Genomic DNA, 14,842 nt, shown 5'->3' with positions numbered 1-14,842 from the left:
GCTACGTGTAGCGTAGCGATACGTTTAGTGTAGCGTTGTTGCCGACGAGATGCACCCTGCGCGGGGAGGAGCGCGATATGGCGGCTCAGGACGATGTCGGCGCACGAATCCTCGACGCGGCGTTGGATATCCTGCGCGCCCGGGGGCCCAAGGCCGTCACCATGCAGGCGATTGTCGAAGCCACTGGCATCGCCAAGACCACCATCTATCGCCGCCATCCCAATCGGCGTGCGCTGCTGACAGCTGCTCTGGAGACCCTCGGCGAGCGCCCGTCGGCACCGCCGAGCGCAAGTCGCCGAGAGCGGTTGCGGTGGGCCATCGCCCAGTCCGTCGACGTCATCTCCCACGGCATCGGTGCCGGCGGTTTCGCCGCTCTGCTCACCGACGACGATCCGGACTTCAGCGGCGCGTTCCGGTCGATTCTGGTGACATACCGCAGGCAGGCGATAGATGCACTCGACATGGACGACACGGAGGCGGAGACGGTCATCGACATGATCGTCGGGAGCTACGTCGCCGAGCTGGCCAGAACGGGGTCAGTGAGCACCGATTGGGCCGCCAGGGTAGCGAAAATGCTTGGGGCCAAGCCGAATTGAGCCCCGGGCGAGTTCTAGCCGGCAGCCATCTTGCGGGTGGCCATGACCCACGACAGGAAGGCCTCGACGGCCTGCGCCGTGTAGTGCGCGCGCGGCGAGCCGTAGTAGAAGTCGAAAGCGTGCTGAGCATGCGGGATCTCGGCGTACACGACCGGTGACGTGGACACCGCCTTCAGCGCCTCGGCGAACTCCCGTCCCTCGGGCACGGGGATGATCGAGTCGTCCTGCCCGTGCAGGACGAAGAACGGCGGCGCGTCGGGACGCAACCGGTAGCTCGGCGACGCGTCGACGTACAGCTGCCGGTTCCCGGCGATCGGCTTTTTGACCACGAACTTCTGCAGGAACGCGATGAACTCTTTGCGGCCGTTGCCCTGCGCCGAAACCCAGTCGTAGCGACCGTAGATCGGCACCGCGGCGACCACCGAGGTGTCGGCGTCTTCGAAGCCCGGCTGGAACTGTGGGTCGTCAGCCGTCAGCGCTGCCAGCGACGACAGGTGCCCGCCCGCCGATCCGCCCGTGATCACGACGAAGTCCGGGTCGCCCCCGTATTCGGCGATGTGCTCCTTGATCCAGGCCAGGGCGCGTTTGACGTCGACGATGTGGTCGGGCCACGTGTTCTTCGGGCTGACGCGGTAGTCGATGGACACACAGATCCAGCCGTGGTCGGCGAGGTGGCTCATCAGCGGATAGCTTTGGGGCTTGCGCATGCCGATGGCCCAGGCGCCACCCGGAACCTGGAGCAGCACAGGGGCTTTACCGTCGCGTGGCAGGTCGGGCCGGCGCCAGATGTCTGCGCGGTTGACCCGGAGCGGGCCGTAATGCACGGTGCCGGCCTTCTCCACGTAACGGCGCCGGACGAAGTTGTTGGGCGGCACACCGATGAACCGGCGCCGCGAGGACTTCACCTTCTCGGCGATGGCCTGGTAGTCGGAGCCGAGCGCTTCGCGCAGCGGATCCTCGAAGAAAGGCCGAGACGCCACGTTGCGCCGGTGGGTCAGATACAGCACCACCCAGGCAATCGCGGTGAGCAGCAGCGCGATCCGCCCGCGAGTGCCACGGAAGTCGCCGCGAATGCCGCGCCGCCCCGCGTCCAGCATCGAGCCCGCCATGTAGAGCGGGGACAACTCCGAGGTCGGCCAGCCGAACGCGAACACCGGGATGGTCGGGTAGCCCTCACGGGCGAGCGGTTTGAAACCGTTGGCAGCATTGAGCAACTCTGCTGCCGCGCGCAGCAGCGGACGGCGTTTAGGCATCCCCGATACGGTCCTTCAATTCCTTGCGCGAGATCTTCCCGGTGATGCTGCGAGGAAGCTCGTCGAGCACCGTGATCTCCCTCGGCACTTTGTAGTTCGCGAGGTTGTCGCGAACGTGCTGTTTCAGCGCCTCCGGGGTAGCCGCCGCGCCGGGGTTCAAAACCACGAACGCGACGAGCCGCTGACCGAATTTCTCGTCGTCGACGCCCAGCACGTGGGCCTCGGCCACATCGGGATGGCTGGTCAGCGTCTTCTCCACCTCAATGGGATAGACGTTCTCCCCGCCGGAGACGATCATCTCGTCGTCGCGACCGACGACAAACAGACGCCCGACGACGTCGACGTAACCCAGATCGCCCGACGACATGAAGCCGTCGTGGAAGTCTTTCGTCTTACCGGATGTGTAGCCGTCGAACTGCGTCGAGTTCCGGACGTAGATGGCCCCGGTCTGCCCGGTGGGGACCTCGTTGAACTCGGGATCGAAAATGCGGATCTGGGTGCCCTCGGCCGGAACGCCCGCGGTGTCGGGTGCGGCGCGAAGATCGCGGGGCGTGGCGGTCGCGATCATGCCCGCCTCGGTCGCGTTGTAGTTGTTGTAGATCACGTCGCCGAAACGGTCCATGAACTCGATGACGACGTCGGGGCGCATCCGGGAGCCCGATGCCGCCGCGAATCGCAGCGAGCGCCCGCTGTACTTGTCGAGAACCTCGGTGGGCAGGTCCATGATCCGGTCGAACATCACCGGCACCACGCACAGCCCGGTGGCCCGGTACTTGTCGACGAGCTCCAGCGTCGCCTCGGGATCGAACTTGCGGCGCGTGATGATCGTGCACGACATCGACGCGGCGAAGGCCAGCTGGGAGAAGCCCCATGCGTGGAACATCGGGGCGACGATGACGACGGGTTGCTCTGCCCGCCACGGAGTTCGGTCCAGGATCGCCTTGAGCACGCTCGGATCGCCGCCGGAATGCTTGGCGCCCTTCGGCGTTCCGGTGGTGCCCGAGGTCAGCAGGATCACCCGACTCTTGTCGGTGGCGCGCACGGGCTCCTCACCGCCGTGCTCGGCGATCAGGTTCTCGACCGTCAGCCCATCGCCGGGGGTGTCGGTCCACGCGACGATGCGGGTGGTGTCGGGACGGTCGGTCAGCGCGCGGTCGACGATCTCGGTGAATTCGTCGTCGTAGACCACGGCGACGGTTTTCCCGTCACCCTCGCGCTCAAGCACCTCGGCCAGCGCCGGCCCGGCGAAGGACGTGTTGAGCAGCAGCACATCGGCGCCGATGCGGTTGGCCGCGATCAGCGCGTCGACGAACCCACGGTGGTTGCGTGCCATCAGCCCGATCACCTCCGGCTGCCCGCCGGGCAGCGCCTGGAGGGCCGCGGCGAACGCGTCGGCCCGGCGGTCGATCTGGCGCCATGTCAGGATGCCGAGCTCGTCGACGAGACCGGCCCGGTCGGGGCAGCGCTGTGCCGCCGCGGCGAAACCGGACGTGATGGCCATGTTCTCGCGCTGCATCGCGCCGACGATGCGCAGGTACTTGTCCGGGCGCATCGGGGCGATGACGCCCGCGCGCGCCATCGTCGAGAGCAGTCCGAAGGTGTTGGTGACGGGGTCGAGGAGGCCCATCTATCAGCCGAGCACCGGGAGCTTGCGCTCCTTGGCGAGTTCGTCGAGCGCGCGCTGCATCACCCGGCGCACGTGGGCGTCGACCTCGTCGATGTCGGGGTTCTCGCCGAACTCCTTCGCGATGTCGATGGGCGGAAGTGCTTTCATCGTGATCTTGGCAGGCAGGGGCACGTTTAGCGGGAGGACCACCGACAGCCCGAACGGGAAGCCGAAGGAGACGGGCACGATCTTGGCGCGGAACAGCCGTGCGACCGGCCCGAGGGCCTTGGCGACGTCGGTGCCGCGGGTCAGGAACAGCTGGCTCTCCTGGCCGCCGATCCCGACGGTCGGCACGATCGGGACACCCGCGTTGATGGCCGCCCTGACGTACCCGGTGCGGCCACCGAAGTCGATCTTGTTTGCCGACAGCGACGGACGGTAGACGTCGTAGTCGCCGCCCGGGAAGACCAGGACGACGCCGCCCGAGCGCAGGGCTTCGTCGGCGTTCTTGTGATTGGCAGGGATGAAGCCGGTCTTCTTGAAGAACGCGCCGGTAGGCCCGACCATCAGCATGTCGTGGCTGAGCGTGTAGACCGGCCGGTCATAGCCGAACTTGTCGTAGAAGCCGCTGGCGAACACGGGGACGTCCATCGGGAACAGCCCTCCGGAGTGGTTCGACACCACCAGGGCACCGCCGTTCGGGAAGTTCTCCAACCCGCGGACCTCGGCGCGATGCCACCCCTTGAGGAACGGCCTGAGGATGCCCATCACACGTTCGGTGAGAACCGGATCCCACTTCGTGAGCTCGGACGGAATGACGTCGGTCGCGTTCACAGCGGCCCCCTTGCAGCTTCGGCGTCGGACTGGAACATGTTCTAGTTTTGCTAGTGTACCCGCTGCTCACGGCTACCCCCGAAGCTATGACCAGCATCACTTGACCGAAGAATTCAGTACCGACGCCCGGCCGTCAAGCCCGTGGACTCGACATCTGTGCCTTGACCGTCCGGGTGAGTTCGTCGCCGATGATCTCGGTCGCCCCGGAGAGCAGACCGTCGAGGGCGAGCTCGGCCACCACCGCCGGATCGGTCTTCTGGTCGGCCGGGATGTCGCTGACCATGTCCGTGTCCATGTAGCCGACGTGCAGCGCGGCGACGTGGATGCCGCGCGGAGCGAGCTCGTCCCGAACGGCGTCGGTCATCGCCCACGCCGCGGCCTTGGCGGCCGAGTAGGCGCCGCTCGAGGCTGGGTGAAACCAGGACAGAACGGAGAGCACGTTGAGAATGGCGCCGCCCCCGCCCCCGGCGATGCTGCGTTCGATGACGGGGACGAAGGCGCGGGTGACTCCGAGGGTGCCGAAGAAGTGGGTGTCCATCTCGAGGTGGACGTCCTCGAAAGCGCCGTCCAAGAGTCCCGCGCGGGTCGAGACGCCCGCGTTGTTCACCAGGACGTTGACGTCGCCGGCGAGTTCGGCTGCGCGGCGCACGGACTCGGGGTCGGTGATGTCGAGCTGGATCGGGATGACCCCCGGAATGTCGACGGTGTCGGGTCGGCGTGCGCCGGCGTAGACCTTGGCGCCCCGAGCTACCAGCTGCTCGGCGAAGCGCTTGCCGAGACCGCGGTTCGCGCCGGTGACCAGCGCTGTGATGTGTTCGATGTTCGTCATGTCCACGACAACGCGCGGAACGCCTAGGTATAGTCCCGTGTACTCAGAAATGTGCAGGCAGCAGGTAACCGACAGGGTCGAAATGCGACGCAGCAAGACCTGGCCCCTGTAGTTTCAGAGGGCACTATGGCGGCACCCGGTCGGGGGATTCCGCCATAGTGCTTTTTCGGGCCTGCCGCCCTTGACCTGAACCGTCGTTGAGGTCGCACGATGGTCGCCATGTCCACCCTGCTCCACTCCTACTTCGCCCGGATTTCCTTCGCGGGCGCAGCCGAACCGACCCGCGAGACGCTGCACGCGATCGTCGCCGCGCACAACCGGACCATCCCGTTCGAGAACCTCGACCCGCTCACGGGGGTGCCGGTCGCCGATCTCTCGGCAGAAGCATTGGCCGACAAATTGATTCACCGACGTCGCGGCGGATACTGCTACGAGCACAACGGTCTGCTCGGCTTCGTTCTCGAAGCCCTGGGCTACGGCGTGCAGCGGCTGGCGGGACGGGTGGTGTGGATGCACGACGACGATTCGCTGCCCGCGCAGACGCACCAGGTGCTCGCGGTCACTCTCCCCGACGGGGAGGGTCCATACCTCGTCGACGTCGGCTTCGGCGGCCAGACGCTGACGTCGCCGATCCGCCTCCAGAGCGGGCCGGTGCAGCAGACCCGCCACGAGCCTTACCGATTGCTCGACCACGCCGAAGGATTCGAACTGCAGGCCGAGGTCCGCGGCACCTGGCACCCGCTGTACCTGCTGGACCCCTCGCCGCGGCCGCGGATCGACCTGGAGGTCGGCAGCTGGTACGTCTCCACCTACCCGAAGTCGGGTTTCGTCGTCGGGCTGAGTGCGGCGATCGTCACCGACGACGCCCGCTGGAACCTGCGCGGCCGCAACCTCGCCGTGCACCGCGCCGGTGGTTCCGAGAAGACCAGGCTGGAGACGGCGGGTGAGGTGCTCGAGGTGCTCGACACGACATTCGGCATCGACATCGGCGATCTCGGGGATCGCGCCGCGCTGGAGGCCCGCATCGGCGAGGTGCTCGACCGCTAGACAGCAGGAAATGTCATGTCGCCGTGGGCCGGCGGCGACGATACTCGGACACCGTGACAGACCCCGCCGAGCAATCTGCTCTTCGCGCGAGCGCTCATCGCCGACGAGACCGACTGCGCGAACTCCTCGACTCGGTCACCGACGTCGCCAACACCGACGTGGGGGACATGGCGCGCAGCAGCTTCGCCTCGGAGTTCCACTTCTCGCGCGAGGTGCGCCGGATGACCGGCGAATCCCCGGCCGCTCTGCGTCGCCGGGTCATGCTGGAGCGCGCGGCATGGCGGTTGCAGCGCGGCGAGGCCGTCAGTGCCGTGGCCGCCGACGAGGGGTGGTCCTCGGCGGAGGTGTTCTCCCGCGCCTTCAGACGCACCTACGGAGTTCCGCCGTCACAGGCGGTCGACGTCCATTTCCGGCTCCCGGCCCCCAACGGTCTGCACTTCCACCCGCCGCAGTCGCTGTGGTTGGACAGCGATCGCGACGAGACGGCGTCGGCGCTACCCGACGTGGCGCAGCTGATGGTCGCGCACGACCTGGACGACACGACGCACCTGCTGACCCAGGCGGCGCACCTGACCGCCGGGCAGTGGGTGGCCGAGGTGGCGCCCGGGCAGACCGTGCTGGAGTGGGACGGACCGGAACCCAGTATCGGCGCGGTGCTCGGCGCGATCGTATGGACCAAAGAGGTGTGGCTGGCGACCATCGCCGGTGACGACTTCCCGGCACGGACGTCGACGCAGCCCGACAGCACCGACGCCGCGGCCCTGCTCTCGCACCACACCGTGATCGCCAAGCGTTGGCGCGCAATGGTTTCCGAATACACCGCGGCCGGGCGGCTCGGTGACACCGTGATCGACGCACTGTGCGATCCGCCGGAATCGTTCCAGCTGTTCGGCATCGTCGCGCACGTCCTCACCTACTCGGCGCACCGCCGTGAACTCGCTCGCGCCATGCTCGCCGGCCACGGCGTCACCACCCGCCGCGGAGACCCGCTCGACTGGATGAGAGGAAGCTAGATGTCCACCGTCTACTACACCGCGTCAAGCCTCGACGGATACATCGTCGACGAGAACGACAGCCTCGACTGGCTGCTGTCCCGCGACATCGACTCCGAGGGCCCGTTCGCGATAGATCCGTTCATGGCGGAGGTCGGTTCCCTCGTGATGGGCGCCGACACCTACCAGTGGATCGTGAAGAACCAGCCGGGCGACTGGATGTACCCGCAGCCGTCGTGGGTGGTCACGCACCGGCCGGAGGTCGTCGTCGCCGGGCATCCGGTGCAGACGTTCGCCGGCGACGTCGCCGAACTGCATCCCACCCTGGTGTCGGCGGCCGACGGGAAGAACGTCTGGGTGGTGGGCGGCGGCGACATCGCCGCACAGTTCGTCGCCGCGGGCTTGATCGACGAGGTGATCGTCTCCTACGCACCGTGCACGCTCGGAGCGGGATCCCCCGTGCTGCCGCTGCGATCGGAATGGACGCTCGTCGGCTCGGCGGTCAACGGCGAATTCGTGTGCGCGCACTGGCGTCGCGCCTAACCCGGCCGTCCGGCCGTCGTACCCTGGCAGCACACTCGAAACGACGGGTATCACCGGAGGTCGGCCGCATGGGTCACTACAGAAGCAACGTCCGCGATCTGGAGTTCAACCTGTTCGAGGTGCTGGCGCTCGAAAAAGTACTCGCATCAGGCGAATTCGGTGACCTCGACCCGCAGTCGGTGCACGAGATGCTGCACGAGGCGGCCAAGGTGGCCGAGGGTCCCCTCGCCGACGCATTCGCCGAGACCGACCGCAACCCACCGGCATTCGATCCGGCCACCCACGTCGTGCGCATCCCCGAGCCGTTCAAGAAGTCGTTCCGCGCCTGGCATGACGGGGAATGGTTCCGCGTCGGCATGGCCGAGGACATCGGTGGGGTGCCCGCCCCGTCGATGCTGGAATGGGCGATTAACGAACTCGCGCTCGGCGCGCAGCCTGCGGTGTTCATGTACTCCGCCGGCCCCAAGATGGCCGACATCATCAACGCCATCGGCAATGACCTACAACGGCACTGGGCGGCGCTGATGATCGAGCGCAACTGGGGCGCCACGATGGTGCTCACCGAACCCGACGCCGGTTCGGACGTCGGCGCGGGCCGCACGAAGGCCGTCCCGCAGCCCGACGGCACCTGGCACCTCGAGGGCGTCAAGCGGTTCATCACCAACGGCGACACCGACGACCTGTTCGAGAACATCGTCCACGTCGTGCTGGCCCGGCCGGAGGGCGCCGGGCCCGGCACCAAGGGGCTGTCGCTGTTCCTGGTCCCCAAGTTCCATTTCGATCCGCAGACCGGCGAACCCGGCGCGCGCAACGGCGTCTACGTCACCGGCCTGGAGCACAAGATGGGCCTCAAGGCGTCGGCGACGTGTGAACTGACGTTCGGCCAGCACGGAAAGCCCGCGGTCGGCTGGCTGGTCAACGACACCCACAATGGCATCGCGCAGATGTTCAAGGTGATCGAGTACGCCCGAATGATGGTGGGCACCAAGGCGATTGCCACGCTGTCCACCGGATACCTGAACGCACTGGACTACGCCAGGACACGCGTGCAGGGGTCCGACATGACGCAGATGACGGACAAGACGGCACCGCGCGTGACGATCATCCACCACCCGGACGTGCGCCGTGCGCTGATGACGCAGAAGGCCTACGCGGAGGGCCTGCGGGCGCTGTACCTCTACACCGCCGCCCACCAGGACGCGGTCGCCGCCGACATCGTCTCCGGCGCCGACGCCGCGATGGCAGGCCGCGTCAACGACCTGCTGCTGCCGATCGTCAAAGGGGTCGGTTCCGAACGGGCCTATCAGTGCCTCACCGAATCCCTCCAGACGCTGGGCGGTTCGGGCTTCCTGCAGGACTATCCGATCGAGCAGTACATCCGCGATGCCAAGATCGACTCGCTCTACGAGGGCACCACCGCAATCCAGGCGCAGGACTTCTTCTTCCGCAAGATCGCCAGAGACCAGGGCGGCGCGCTGCTGCACGTGGTGACGAACCTGCGCCGGTTCCTGGACGATCCGGCCGCGCGCCCTGAGTTGGTGGTCGAGCGCGGCCTGCTGGCCACCGCAGTGGCCGACGTGCAGGAGATGGTCGCCTCCATGACGAAATGCCTTGTGGACTCTCAAGAGAACCCCCGCGAGCTGTACCGGCTCGGGCTGGAGTCGGTGCCGTTCCTGCTCAGTGCCGGGGATCTGCTGCTCGGCTGGCTGTTGTTGGCTCAAGCCGAGATCGCGCTCAACGCGCTGGACGGAGAGGTGAGCGAACGGGATCGGGCGTTCTACACCGGCAAAGTGGCCACCGGGAAGTTCTTCGCCAAGAACGTCCTGCCGCGGCTGAGCGCGCAGCGCGCCGTGCTGCAGGCGGTGGACCTGACCGCGATGGATCTGCCGGAGGCCGCCTTCTGAGCCGTCTTCGGTGGCCACGCGCGATGACTTCTCGCGGCGACGGAGGTCGGAACACATATGACCGATGATCAGAACACCGTCCGGGACGTCGTCGAGCGGTGGGTCGGGGCGATCCAGTCACGCGACCTCGACGGCGTCGTCGCCGCCCACACCGACGACATCGTGATGTTCGACGTACCACCGCCGCAGAACGGGATCAGGGGTCTCGCCGAATACCGGGACTGCTGGCCGCCGTTCTTCGAATTCATCGCCGGCGGCGCCGTTTTCGAGATCGTCGAACTCGACGTCACCGCCGGCGCAGAGGTCGCGTTCGCCCGTGCGCTGCTTCGGTGCGGCAAGCCCGACGAACTCGCCGCCAAGCCTGACCACCGCCTGCGCATCACCCTCGGGTTGCGCAAGGTGGACGGTGCCTGGCTGATCGCGCACGAGCACCACTCGTTCCCGCTGGCCTGAAACGCCGCGAGCGCACGGTTGTTGACGGAATCTGCGATGAATCCGTCAAGAACCGTGCGCTCGTCGACGTGTGCGGGTCAGGAAGGGGTGTAACCGAACGGCAGCAGGATGCTCTTGGGTTCGGTGTAGGCCGCGATGCCCTCGGGGCCGTTCTCGCGGCCGATGCCCGAGTTCTTGAAGCCGCCGAACGGTGCACCCGGGTCGAACGCGTACATGTTCACCGCGTAGGTGCCGGTGCGGATCTTGCGGGCGATCTTCAGAGCCTTGTCGTTGTCGGTGGTGTACACCGAACCCGCCAGGCCGTAGACGGAGTCGTTGGCGATGCGCACGGCGTCGTCCTCGTCCTCGTAGGCGATCACCGCGAGCACCGGCCCGAAGATCTCCTCCTGGGCGATCGTCATCGAGTTGTCGACATCGGCGAAGACGGTGGGCTGGACGAACCAGCCGCCGTCGAGGCCCTCGGGTCGGCCACCACCGGTGACCAGGCGCGCGCCTTCCTCGACACCCTTCTTGATGTAGCCCTCGACGCGCTCGCGCTGCTTCTCGGAGATCAGCGGCCCGATCATGGCGCCGGCGTCGTCGGGCAGCCCGACCGGCATCGCGGCCACGGCCGCGGACAGCTTTTCGACGACCTCGTCATAGCGCGACCGCGGGGCGAGGATGCGGGTCTGCCCGACGCAGGCCTGCCCGCAGTTCATCAGGCCGGAGAACACCAGCATCGGCAGCGTCGAATCCAGATCGGCGTCTTCGAGGATGATGGCCGCCGACTTGCCGCCCAGCTCGAGCGTGCACGGCTTGAGCTTCTCGGCGGCCAGCTTGCCGATCTCCTTGCCGACGCCGGAACTGCCGGTGAACGTGAACTTGTCCAGTTCCGGGTTGGCCGTGAGAGCGCGGCCGGTCTCCGGGCCGCCCGGCACGATCGAGAGCACGCCCTCGGGCAGGCCCGCCTCGGCGAACGCCTCGGCCATCGCGAAGACCGACAGCGGGGTCTCGGCGGCGGGCTTGAGGACGACCACGCAGCCGGCCAGCAGGGCCGGCCCGAGCTTGTTGGCGGCCAGGAAGAAGGGCACGTTCCAGGCGGTGACGGCGCCGACGACGCCGATGGGCTCTTTCACGACCAGCGTCTGGCCGTACACGCCGTCGCGGATGTCCTGCCACTGGAACTTGTCCGCCGCACCGACGAAGTAGTTGAACGCCGACATCGCCGCGCCGTACTGCATCATGTCGACGATCGTGGGCGGCTGCCCCGTCTCGGCGGCCAGCAGGAACTTCAGCTCCTCGGCCCGCTCCTCCATGATCTTGACGGCGCGCCCGAGAACCTCGGCGCGCTCGGCCGGGGACATGTGGGGCCACGGGCCTTCGTCGAAGGCCTTGCGCGCGGCGGCGCAGGCGGCGTCGACGTCGGCGGCCGACGCCAGCGGGACCTTGCCGACCAGCTCGCCGGTGGCGGGGGAGTGCACCTCGATCACGTCTGCGGTGGCAGGCTCGACCCACTTGCCGCCGATGAACAGCTTGTCCCACTCGGTCTTGAAGGCAGTGCTCTGGGTCATTTCGCTCCTCGCGTGCGCAGTGTCATACCGGTCACAGTACCGACAGTAGACAGAAACGAGAACCTGTTGCAGTCAGGAGATCAGGACGGGCTGAGCACAACCACCAGATTGCTCACGGCGAATTCCCGAAGACCGGGCACTCTGGTCAGTCCCCAGGCCCATCGTGGGTGGTAGCGGGGAAATGCGACGACGGGGAGACCCGTGCCCGCGGCCCATCGCAGGCCGTCTCGTGCGTGCACGGCGAACAACGACGAGCCGTAGTCGTTCTTGGGCCGATGACCGTGTTTACGGCTGTACCTCTCGGCCGCGCGGCGCCCGCCGAGGTAATGCGTGAGACCCATCTCGTGGCCACCGAACGGCCCCAGCCACACCGTGTAGGACAGCACGACCAGGCCGCCTGGCCGGGTCACCCGCAGCATCTCGTCACCGAGGCGCCACGGGTGTGGCACGTGCTCGGCGACATTCGACGACAGACACACATCCACGCTGCCATCGGCAAATGGCAATGCCATGCCTGAGGCTCGAACCAAGGTGCCAGCCCTGCTGTGGGTGCGGGGAGCGGCCGAGTGCATCTCCCTCGGGTCGGGTTCCACGCCGATGTAGCGCGACCCGGCGTCGGTGAACGCGGTCGCGAAGTACCCGGGCCCGCCGCCGACGTCGAGCACGGTCACGCCGTTCAGGCCGGTCCGAGTGGCTGAACGCCACAGGTCGGCGACCATCGCGACGGTATCGGTGGCCAGCGCGCCGTAGAAGCGGTCGGGATCGCTCTGTTCGAACCGGAACGCCGACAGCAGGCGCAGCGATCGCGACAGGGTCGCCCGCCGGGCGAACAGATCGGTAGCGACCACCCGGTCACCCTACGCAGGCCGGTTAGGCTGGCCGGGATGTCCGGCCCCCCGTCTGCGCTCGATCGCTCCTCGCGGCAAGTCCGCTCGGTGCTGCTGTTGTGCTGGCGCGATACCGGCCACCCGCAGGGCGGCGGCAGCGAGACCTATCTCCAGCGCATCGGCACTCAGCTGGCCGCGTCGGGCACCCGGGTCACGCTGCGCACCGCGAGCTATCCCGGCGCCGCGCGCCGGGAGGTCGTCGACGGGGTGGAGATCCAGCGACGCGGCGGTCCCTATTCGGTGTACGTGCGCGCGGGCCTGGCGATGGTCGCGGGACGCCTCGGGCTCGGTCCGATGCGCCGGGTGCGCCCCGACGTCGTCGTCGACACCCAGAACGGTCTGCCGTTCTTGTCCCGGCTCGCCTACGGCAGGCGGACCGTCGTGCTCGTGCACCATTGCCACCGCGAGCAGTGGCCCGTCGCGGGACCGGTGATGAGCCGCATCGGCTGGTTCGTCGAATCGCGGCTGTCGCCGCGGGTGCACCGGCGCAACCAGTACGTCACGGTGTCGCTGCCCTCGGCGCGGGACCTGACGGCGCTGGGCGTGGATCCGGCGAACGTCGCGGTGGTGCGCAACGGTGTCGATGCCGCGCCCGAGAGTTCACTGGCCATCGCGCGATCGGCGACCCCGCGCGTGGTCGTGCTGTCAAGGCTGGTGCCACACAAGCAGATCGAAGACGCCCTCGACGTCATCGCCAGATTGCGCGCCCGCATCCCCGATCTGCACCTGGACATCCTCGGCGACGGCTGGTGGTCCCAGAGGCTGGTCGAGCACGCCGCGCGGCTGGGCATCACCGATGCCGTCACGTTTCACGGCCACGTCGACGACGGCACGAAACACGCTGTGCTGCAGCGCAGCTGGGTACACGTACTGCCCTCCCGCAAGGAGGGTTGGGGGCTCGCGGTCGTCGAGGCGGCCCAGCACGGCGTGCCCACCATCGGCTACCGGTCCTCCGGCGGACTGACGGACTCCATCGTCGACGGGGTGACGGGCATGCTCGTCGACGGCTACCCCGACTTGGTCGACGGTCTGGAACGACTGCTCACCGACGACGTGCTTCGCGAGCAGTTGGGTGTCAAAGCGCAATTGCGCAGCGGCGAATTCTCCTGGGAACAGAGCGCTGACGCGATGCGCGCGGTGCTCGAGACGGTGCGTGCCGGCAGCCTCACGAGCGGTGTGCTCTAGGAACTACGCGGGCACTGCCGCCGGGGTGAGGCGCACCGGCATCGAGTGGATGCCGTTCATCAACACCGAGCGCACCCGTTCCACCGGCCCGGCGAGCTCGATCTGCTGTGTGCGGGTGAGTATTTCCCGGAATATCGCCGCGGCCTCGACTCTTGCCAGGCTGGCGCCGAGGCAGAAATGCGTTCCGCCGCCCCCGAAGGCCAGATGCTGATTGGGGGTGCGGCCGATGTCGAAGCGGTCGGGTTCGGCGAAGTGGTCCTCGTCGCGGTTCGCCGACGGGTAGAACAGCGCCACCCGTTCACCCTCGCGAATCTCGGTGCCCTGCAACGCCGTATCCCGGGTCGCGGTGCGGGTGAACACTGTCACGGGGCTGGTCCAGCGAAGCATCTCCTCGATCGCGGTCGGCATCAGCGACAGATCGGCCGCCAGCCGAGCCCACTGGTCGGGATGTTCGATCAGCGCGAGAGTCCCTGCGGCAACGAGGTTTCGGGTGGTGTCCCCGCCCGCGTTGAGCAGCAGCATGAAGAACAGGTTGAACTCCAGGTCGGTGAGCCGCTGGCCGTCCACCTCGGCGTGCAGCAGGGCTGTGGCGATGTCGTCGCGGGGGTTCGCGCGCTTGCCCGCCGCCAGTTCGGTCGCATACTCGAACAGCTGAACCTGGGCATCGATCAACTCGGGGTCGCCCATCGTGCGGGTGTTCATGATCTCGGTGAGCACGTAGAGGGCGCGGCCGTCGTCGAGCGGGATGCCGAGCAGTTCGGCGATCACGTAGGACGGCAAGGCTCCCGCCACGTCGCCGACGAACTCGCATTCGCCGCGCTCCATCGCGTTGTCGACGATGTCGCGGGCCATGTCGGCGGTGCGCTCGCTCAACCGCGCCACGTGCCTCGGGGTGAAGCCGCGGCTGATCAGCGCCCGCAGCGCGGTGTGCCGCGGCGGATCCATCGTCAGCATCATCAAGGCCAGTTGGTACGCCTCGTCGGGTGCCGGGACGTCGATGAAGACGCCCGTCGTCTGTGACGACCAGGTCTCGCTGTCACGGGAGACGGCATGGATGTCGTCGTGGCGGGTCAGCGCCCAGAAACCCCGCTGGTCGCCGTACGGGTGCCAGGCGACCGGCGCCCGGTGCCGCAGCTCTCGGAAGGCGCCGTAGGGCATCCCGG

The 14,842-nt window shown here is 67.7% G+C and carries 14 protein-coding genes; 7 read left to right on the top strand and 7 right to left on the bottom strand.

The features are described 5' to 3' along the window. Positions 1 to 77 precede the first annotated feature (77 nt). Positions 78 to 596 carry a TetR/AcrR family transcriptional regulator gene (locus ACAG24_RS12565; protein ID WP_370473386.1) on the top strand — a complete coding sequence of 173 codons (519 nt, stop codon included), beginning with the start codon at positions 78 to 80 and terminating at the stop codon, positions 594 to 596. A gap of 14 nt (positions 597 to 610) precedes the next feature. Here the strand turns inward: ACAG24_RS12565 and ACAG24_RS12560 are convergent, their stop codons facing one another. The 4 genes from ACAG24_RS12560 to ACAG24_RS12545 all read right to left on the bottom strand — a co-directional run bounded on the left by ACAG24_RS12560 (position 611) and on the right by ACAG24_RS12545 (position 5,118). Further along, positions 611 to 1,849 (bottom strand): alpha/beta hydrolase, encoded by a 1,239-nt coding sequence (locus ACAG24_RS12560; RefSeq protein WP_370473385.1) that lies wholly within the window; start codon positions 1,847 to 1,849, stop codon positions 611 to 613. Further along, positions 1,842 to 3,476 carry an acyl-CoA ligase FadD12 gene (gene fadD12, locus ACAG24_RS12555; RefSeq protein ID WP_370473384.1) on the bottom strand — a complete coding sequence of 545 codons (1,635 nt, stop codon included), beginning with the start codon at positions 3,474 to 3,476 and terminating at the stop codon, positions 1,842 to 1,844. The genes ACAG24_RS12560 and fadD12 overlap by 8 nt, the downstream gene beginning before the upstream one ends. A 3-nt stretch (positions 3,477 to 3,479) precedes the next feature. After that, entirely contained in the window at positions 3,480 to 4,289 is an 810-nt protein-coding gene (locus ACAG24_RS12550) for a lysophospholipid acyltransferase family protein (RefSeq protein ID WP_370473383.1), read from the bottom strand. Between the two features lie 133 nt (positions 4,290 to 4,422). Then, positions 4,423 to 5,118: an SDR family oxidoreductase gene (locus tag ACAG24_RS12545; RefSeq protein WP_370473382.1), complete on the bottom strand. Its 696-nt coding sequence runs from the start codon at positions 5,116 to 5,118 to the stop codon at positions 4,423 to 4,425. A 219-nt stretch (positions 5,119 to 5,337) separates the two neighbouring features. Here ACAG24_RS12545 and ACAG24_RS12540 point away from each other — a divergent pair, with 219 nt between their 5' ends. The 5 genes from ACAG24_RS12540 to ACAG24_RS12520 all read left to right on the top strand — a co-directional run bounded on the left by ACAG24_RS12540 (position 5,338) and on the right by ACAG24_RS12520 (position 10,057). Further along, entirely contained in the window at positions 5,338 to 6,165 is an 828-nt protein-coding gene (locus ACAG24_RS12540; RefSeq protein WP_370473381.1) for an arylamine N-acetyltransferase family protein, read from the top strand. 53 nt (positions 6,166 to 6,218) lie between these two features. Continuing rightward, positions 6,219 to 7,178 (top strand): helix-turn-helix domain-containing protein, encoded by a 960-nt coding sequence (locus tag ACAG24_RS12535; protein ID WP_370473380.1) that lies wholly within the window; start codon positions 6,219 to 6,221, stop codon positions 7,176 to 7,178. Next, positions 7,179 to 7,700: a dihydrofolate reductase family protein gene (locus tag ACAG24_RS12530; protein ID WP_370473379.1), complete on the top strand. Its 522-nt coding sequence runs from the start codon at positions 7,179 to 7,181 to the stop codon at positions 7,698 to 7,700. It begins immediately after the preceding gene. Between the two features lie 68 nt (positions 7,701 to 7,768). Beyond that, positions 7,769 to 9,604: an acyl-CoA dehydrogenase gene (locus ACAG24_RS12525; RefSeq protein ID WP_370473378.1), complete on the top strand. Its 1,836-nt coding sequence runs from the start codon at positions 7,769 to 7,771 to the stop codon at positions 9,602 to 9,604. Between the two features lie 57 nt (positions 9,605 to 9,661). Beyond that, the gene (locus ACAG24_RS12520; RefSeq protein ID WP_370473377.1) at positions 9,662 to 10,057 is read left to right on the top strand and encodes a YybH family protein; all 396 of its coding nucleotides are present in this window, start codon (positions 9,662 to 9,664) and stop codon (positions 10,055 to 10,057) included. 77 nt (positions 10,058 to 10,134) lie between these two features. Here the strand turns inward: ACAG24_RS12520 and ACAG24_RS12515 are convergent, their stop codons facing one another. Both ACAG24_RS12515 and ACAG24_RS12510 read right to left on the bottom strand, forming a co-directional pair. Continuing rightward, positions 10,135 to 11,607, bottom strand: coding sequence for an aldehyde dehydrogenase (locus tag ACAG24_RS12515; protein WP_370473376.1), 1,473 nt, complete (start codon positions 11,605 to 11,607; stop codon positions 10,135 to 10,137). A gap of 80 nt (positions 11,608 to 11,687) precedes the next feature. Next, a complete protein-coding gene (locus ACAG24_RS12510) occupies positions 11,688 to 12,455 on the bottom strand; it encodes a class I SAM-dependent methyltransferase (protein WP_370473375.1) in 768 nt (255 codons plus the stop codon). A 36-nt stretch (positions 12,456 to 12,491) separates the two neighbouring features. Between ACAG24_RS12510 and ACAG24_RS12505 the strand changes: the two genes are divergently transcribed. Further along, positions 12,492 to 13,679 (top strand): glycosyltransferase family 4 protein, encoded by a 1,188-nt coding sequence (locus ACAG24_RS12505; RefSeq protein ID WP_370473374.1) that lies wholly within the window; start codon positions 12,492 to 12,494, stop codon positions 13,677 to 13,679. Between the two features lie 3 nt (positions 13,680 to 13,682). Here ACAG24_RS12505 and ACAG24_RS12500 read toward each other — a convergent pair whose 3' ends face one another. Continuing rightward, a complete protein-coding gene (locus ACAG24_RS12500) occupies positions 13,683 to 14,837 on the bottom strand; it encodes a cytochrome P450 (protein ID WP_370473516.1) in 1,155 nt (384 codons plus the stop codon). Between the last annotated feature and the right edge of the window lie 5 nt (positions 14,838 to 14,842).

This window comes from Mycobacterium bulgaricum, from assembly GCF_041287165.2.
Lineage (GTDB): Bacteria > Actinomycetota > Actinomycetes > Mycobacteriales > Mycobacteriaceae > Mycobacterium > Mycobacterium bulgaricum.
This window is presented reverse-complemented; position numbering and strand designations above follow the sequence as displayed.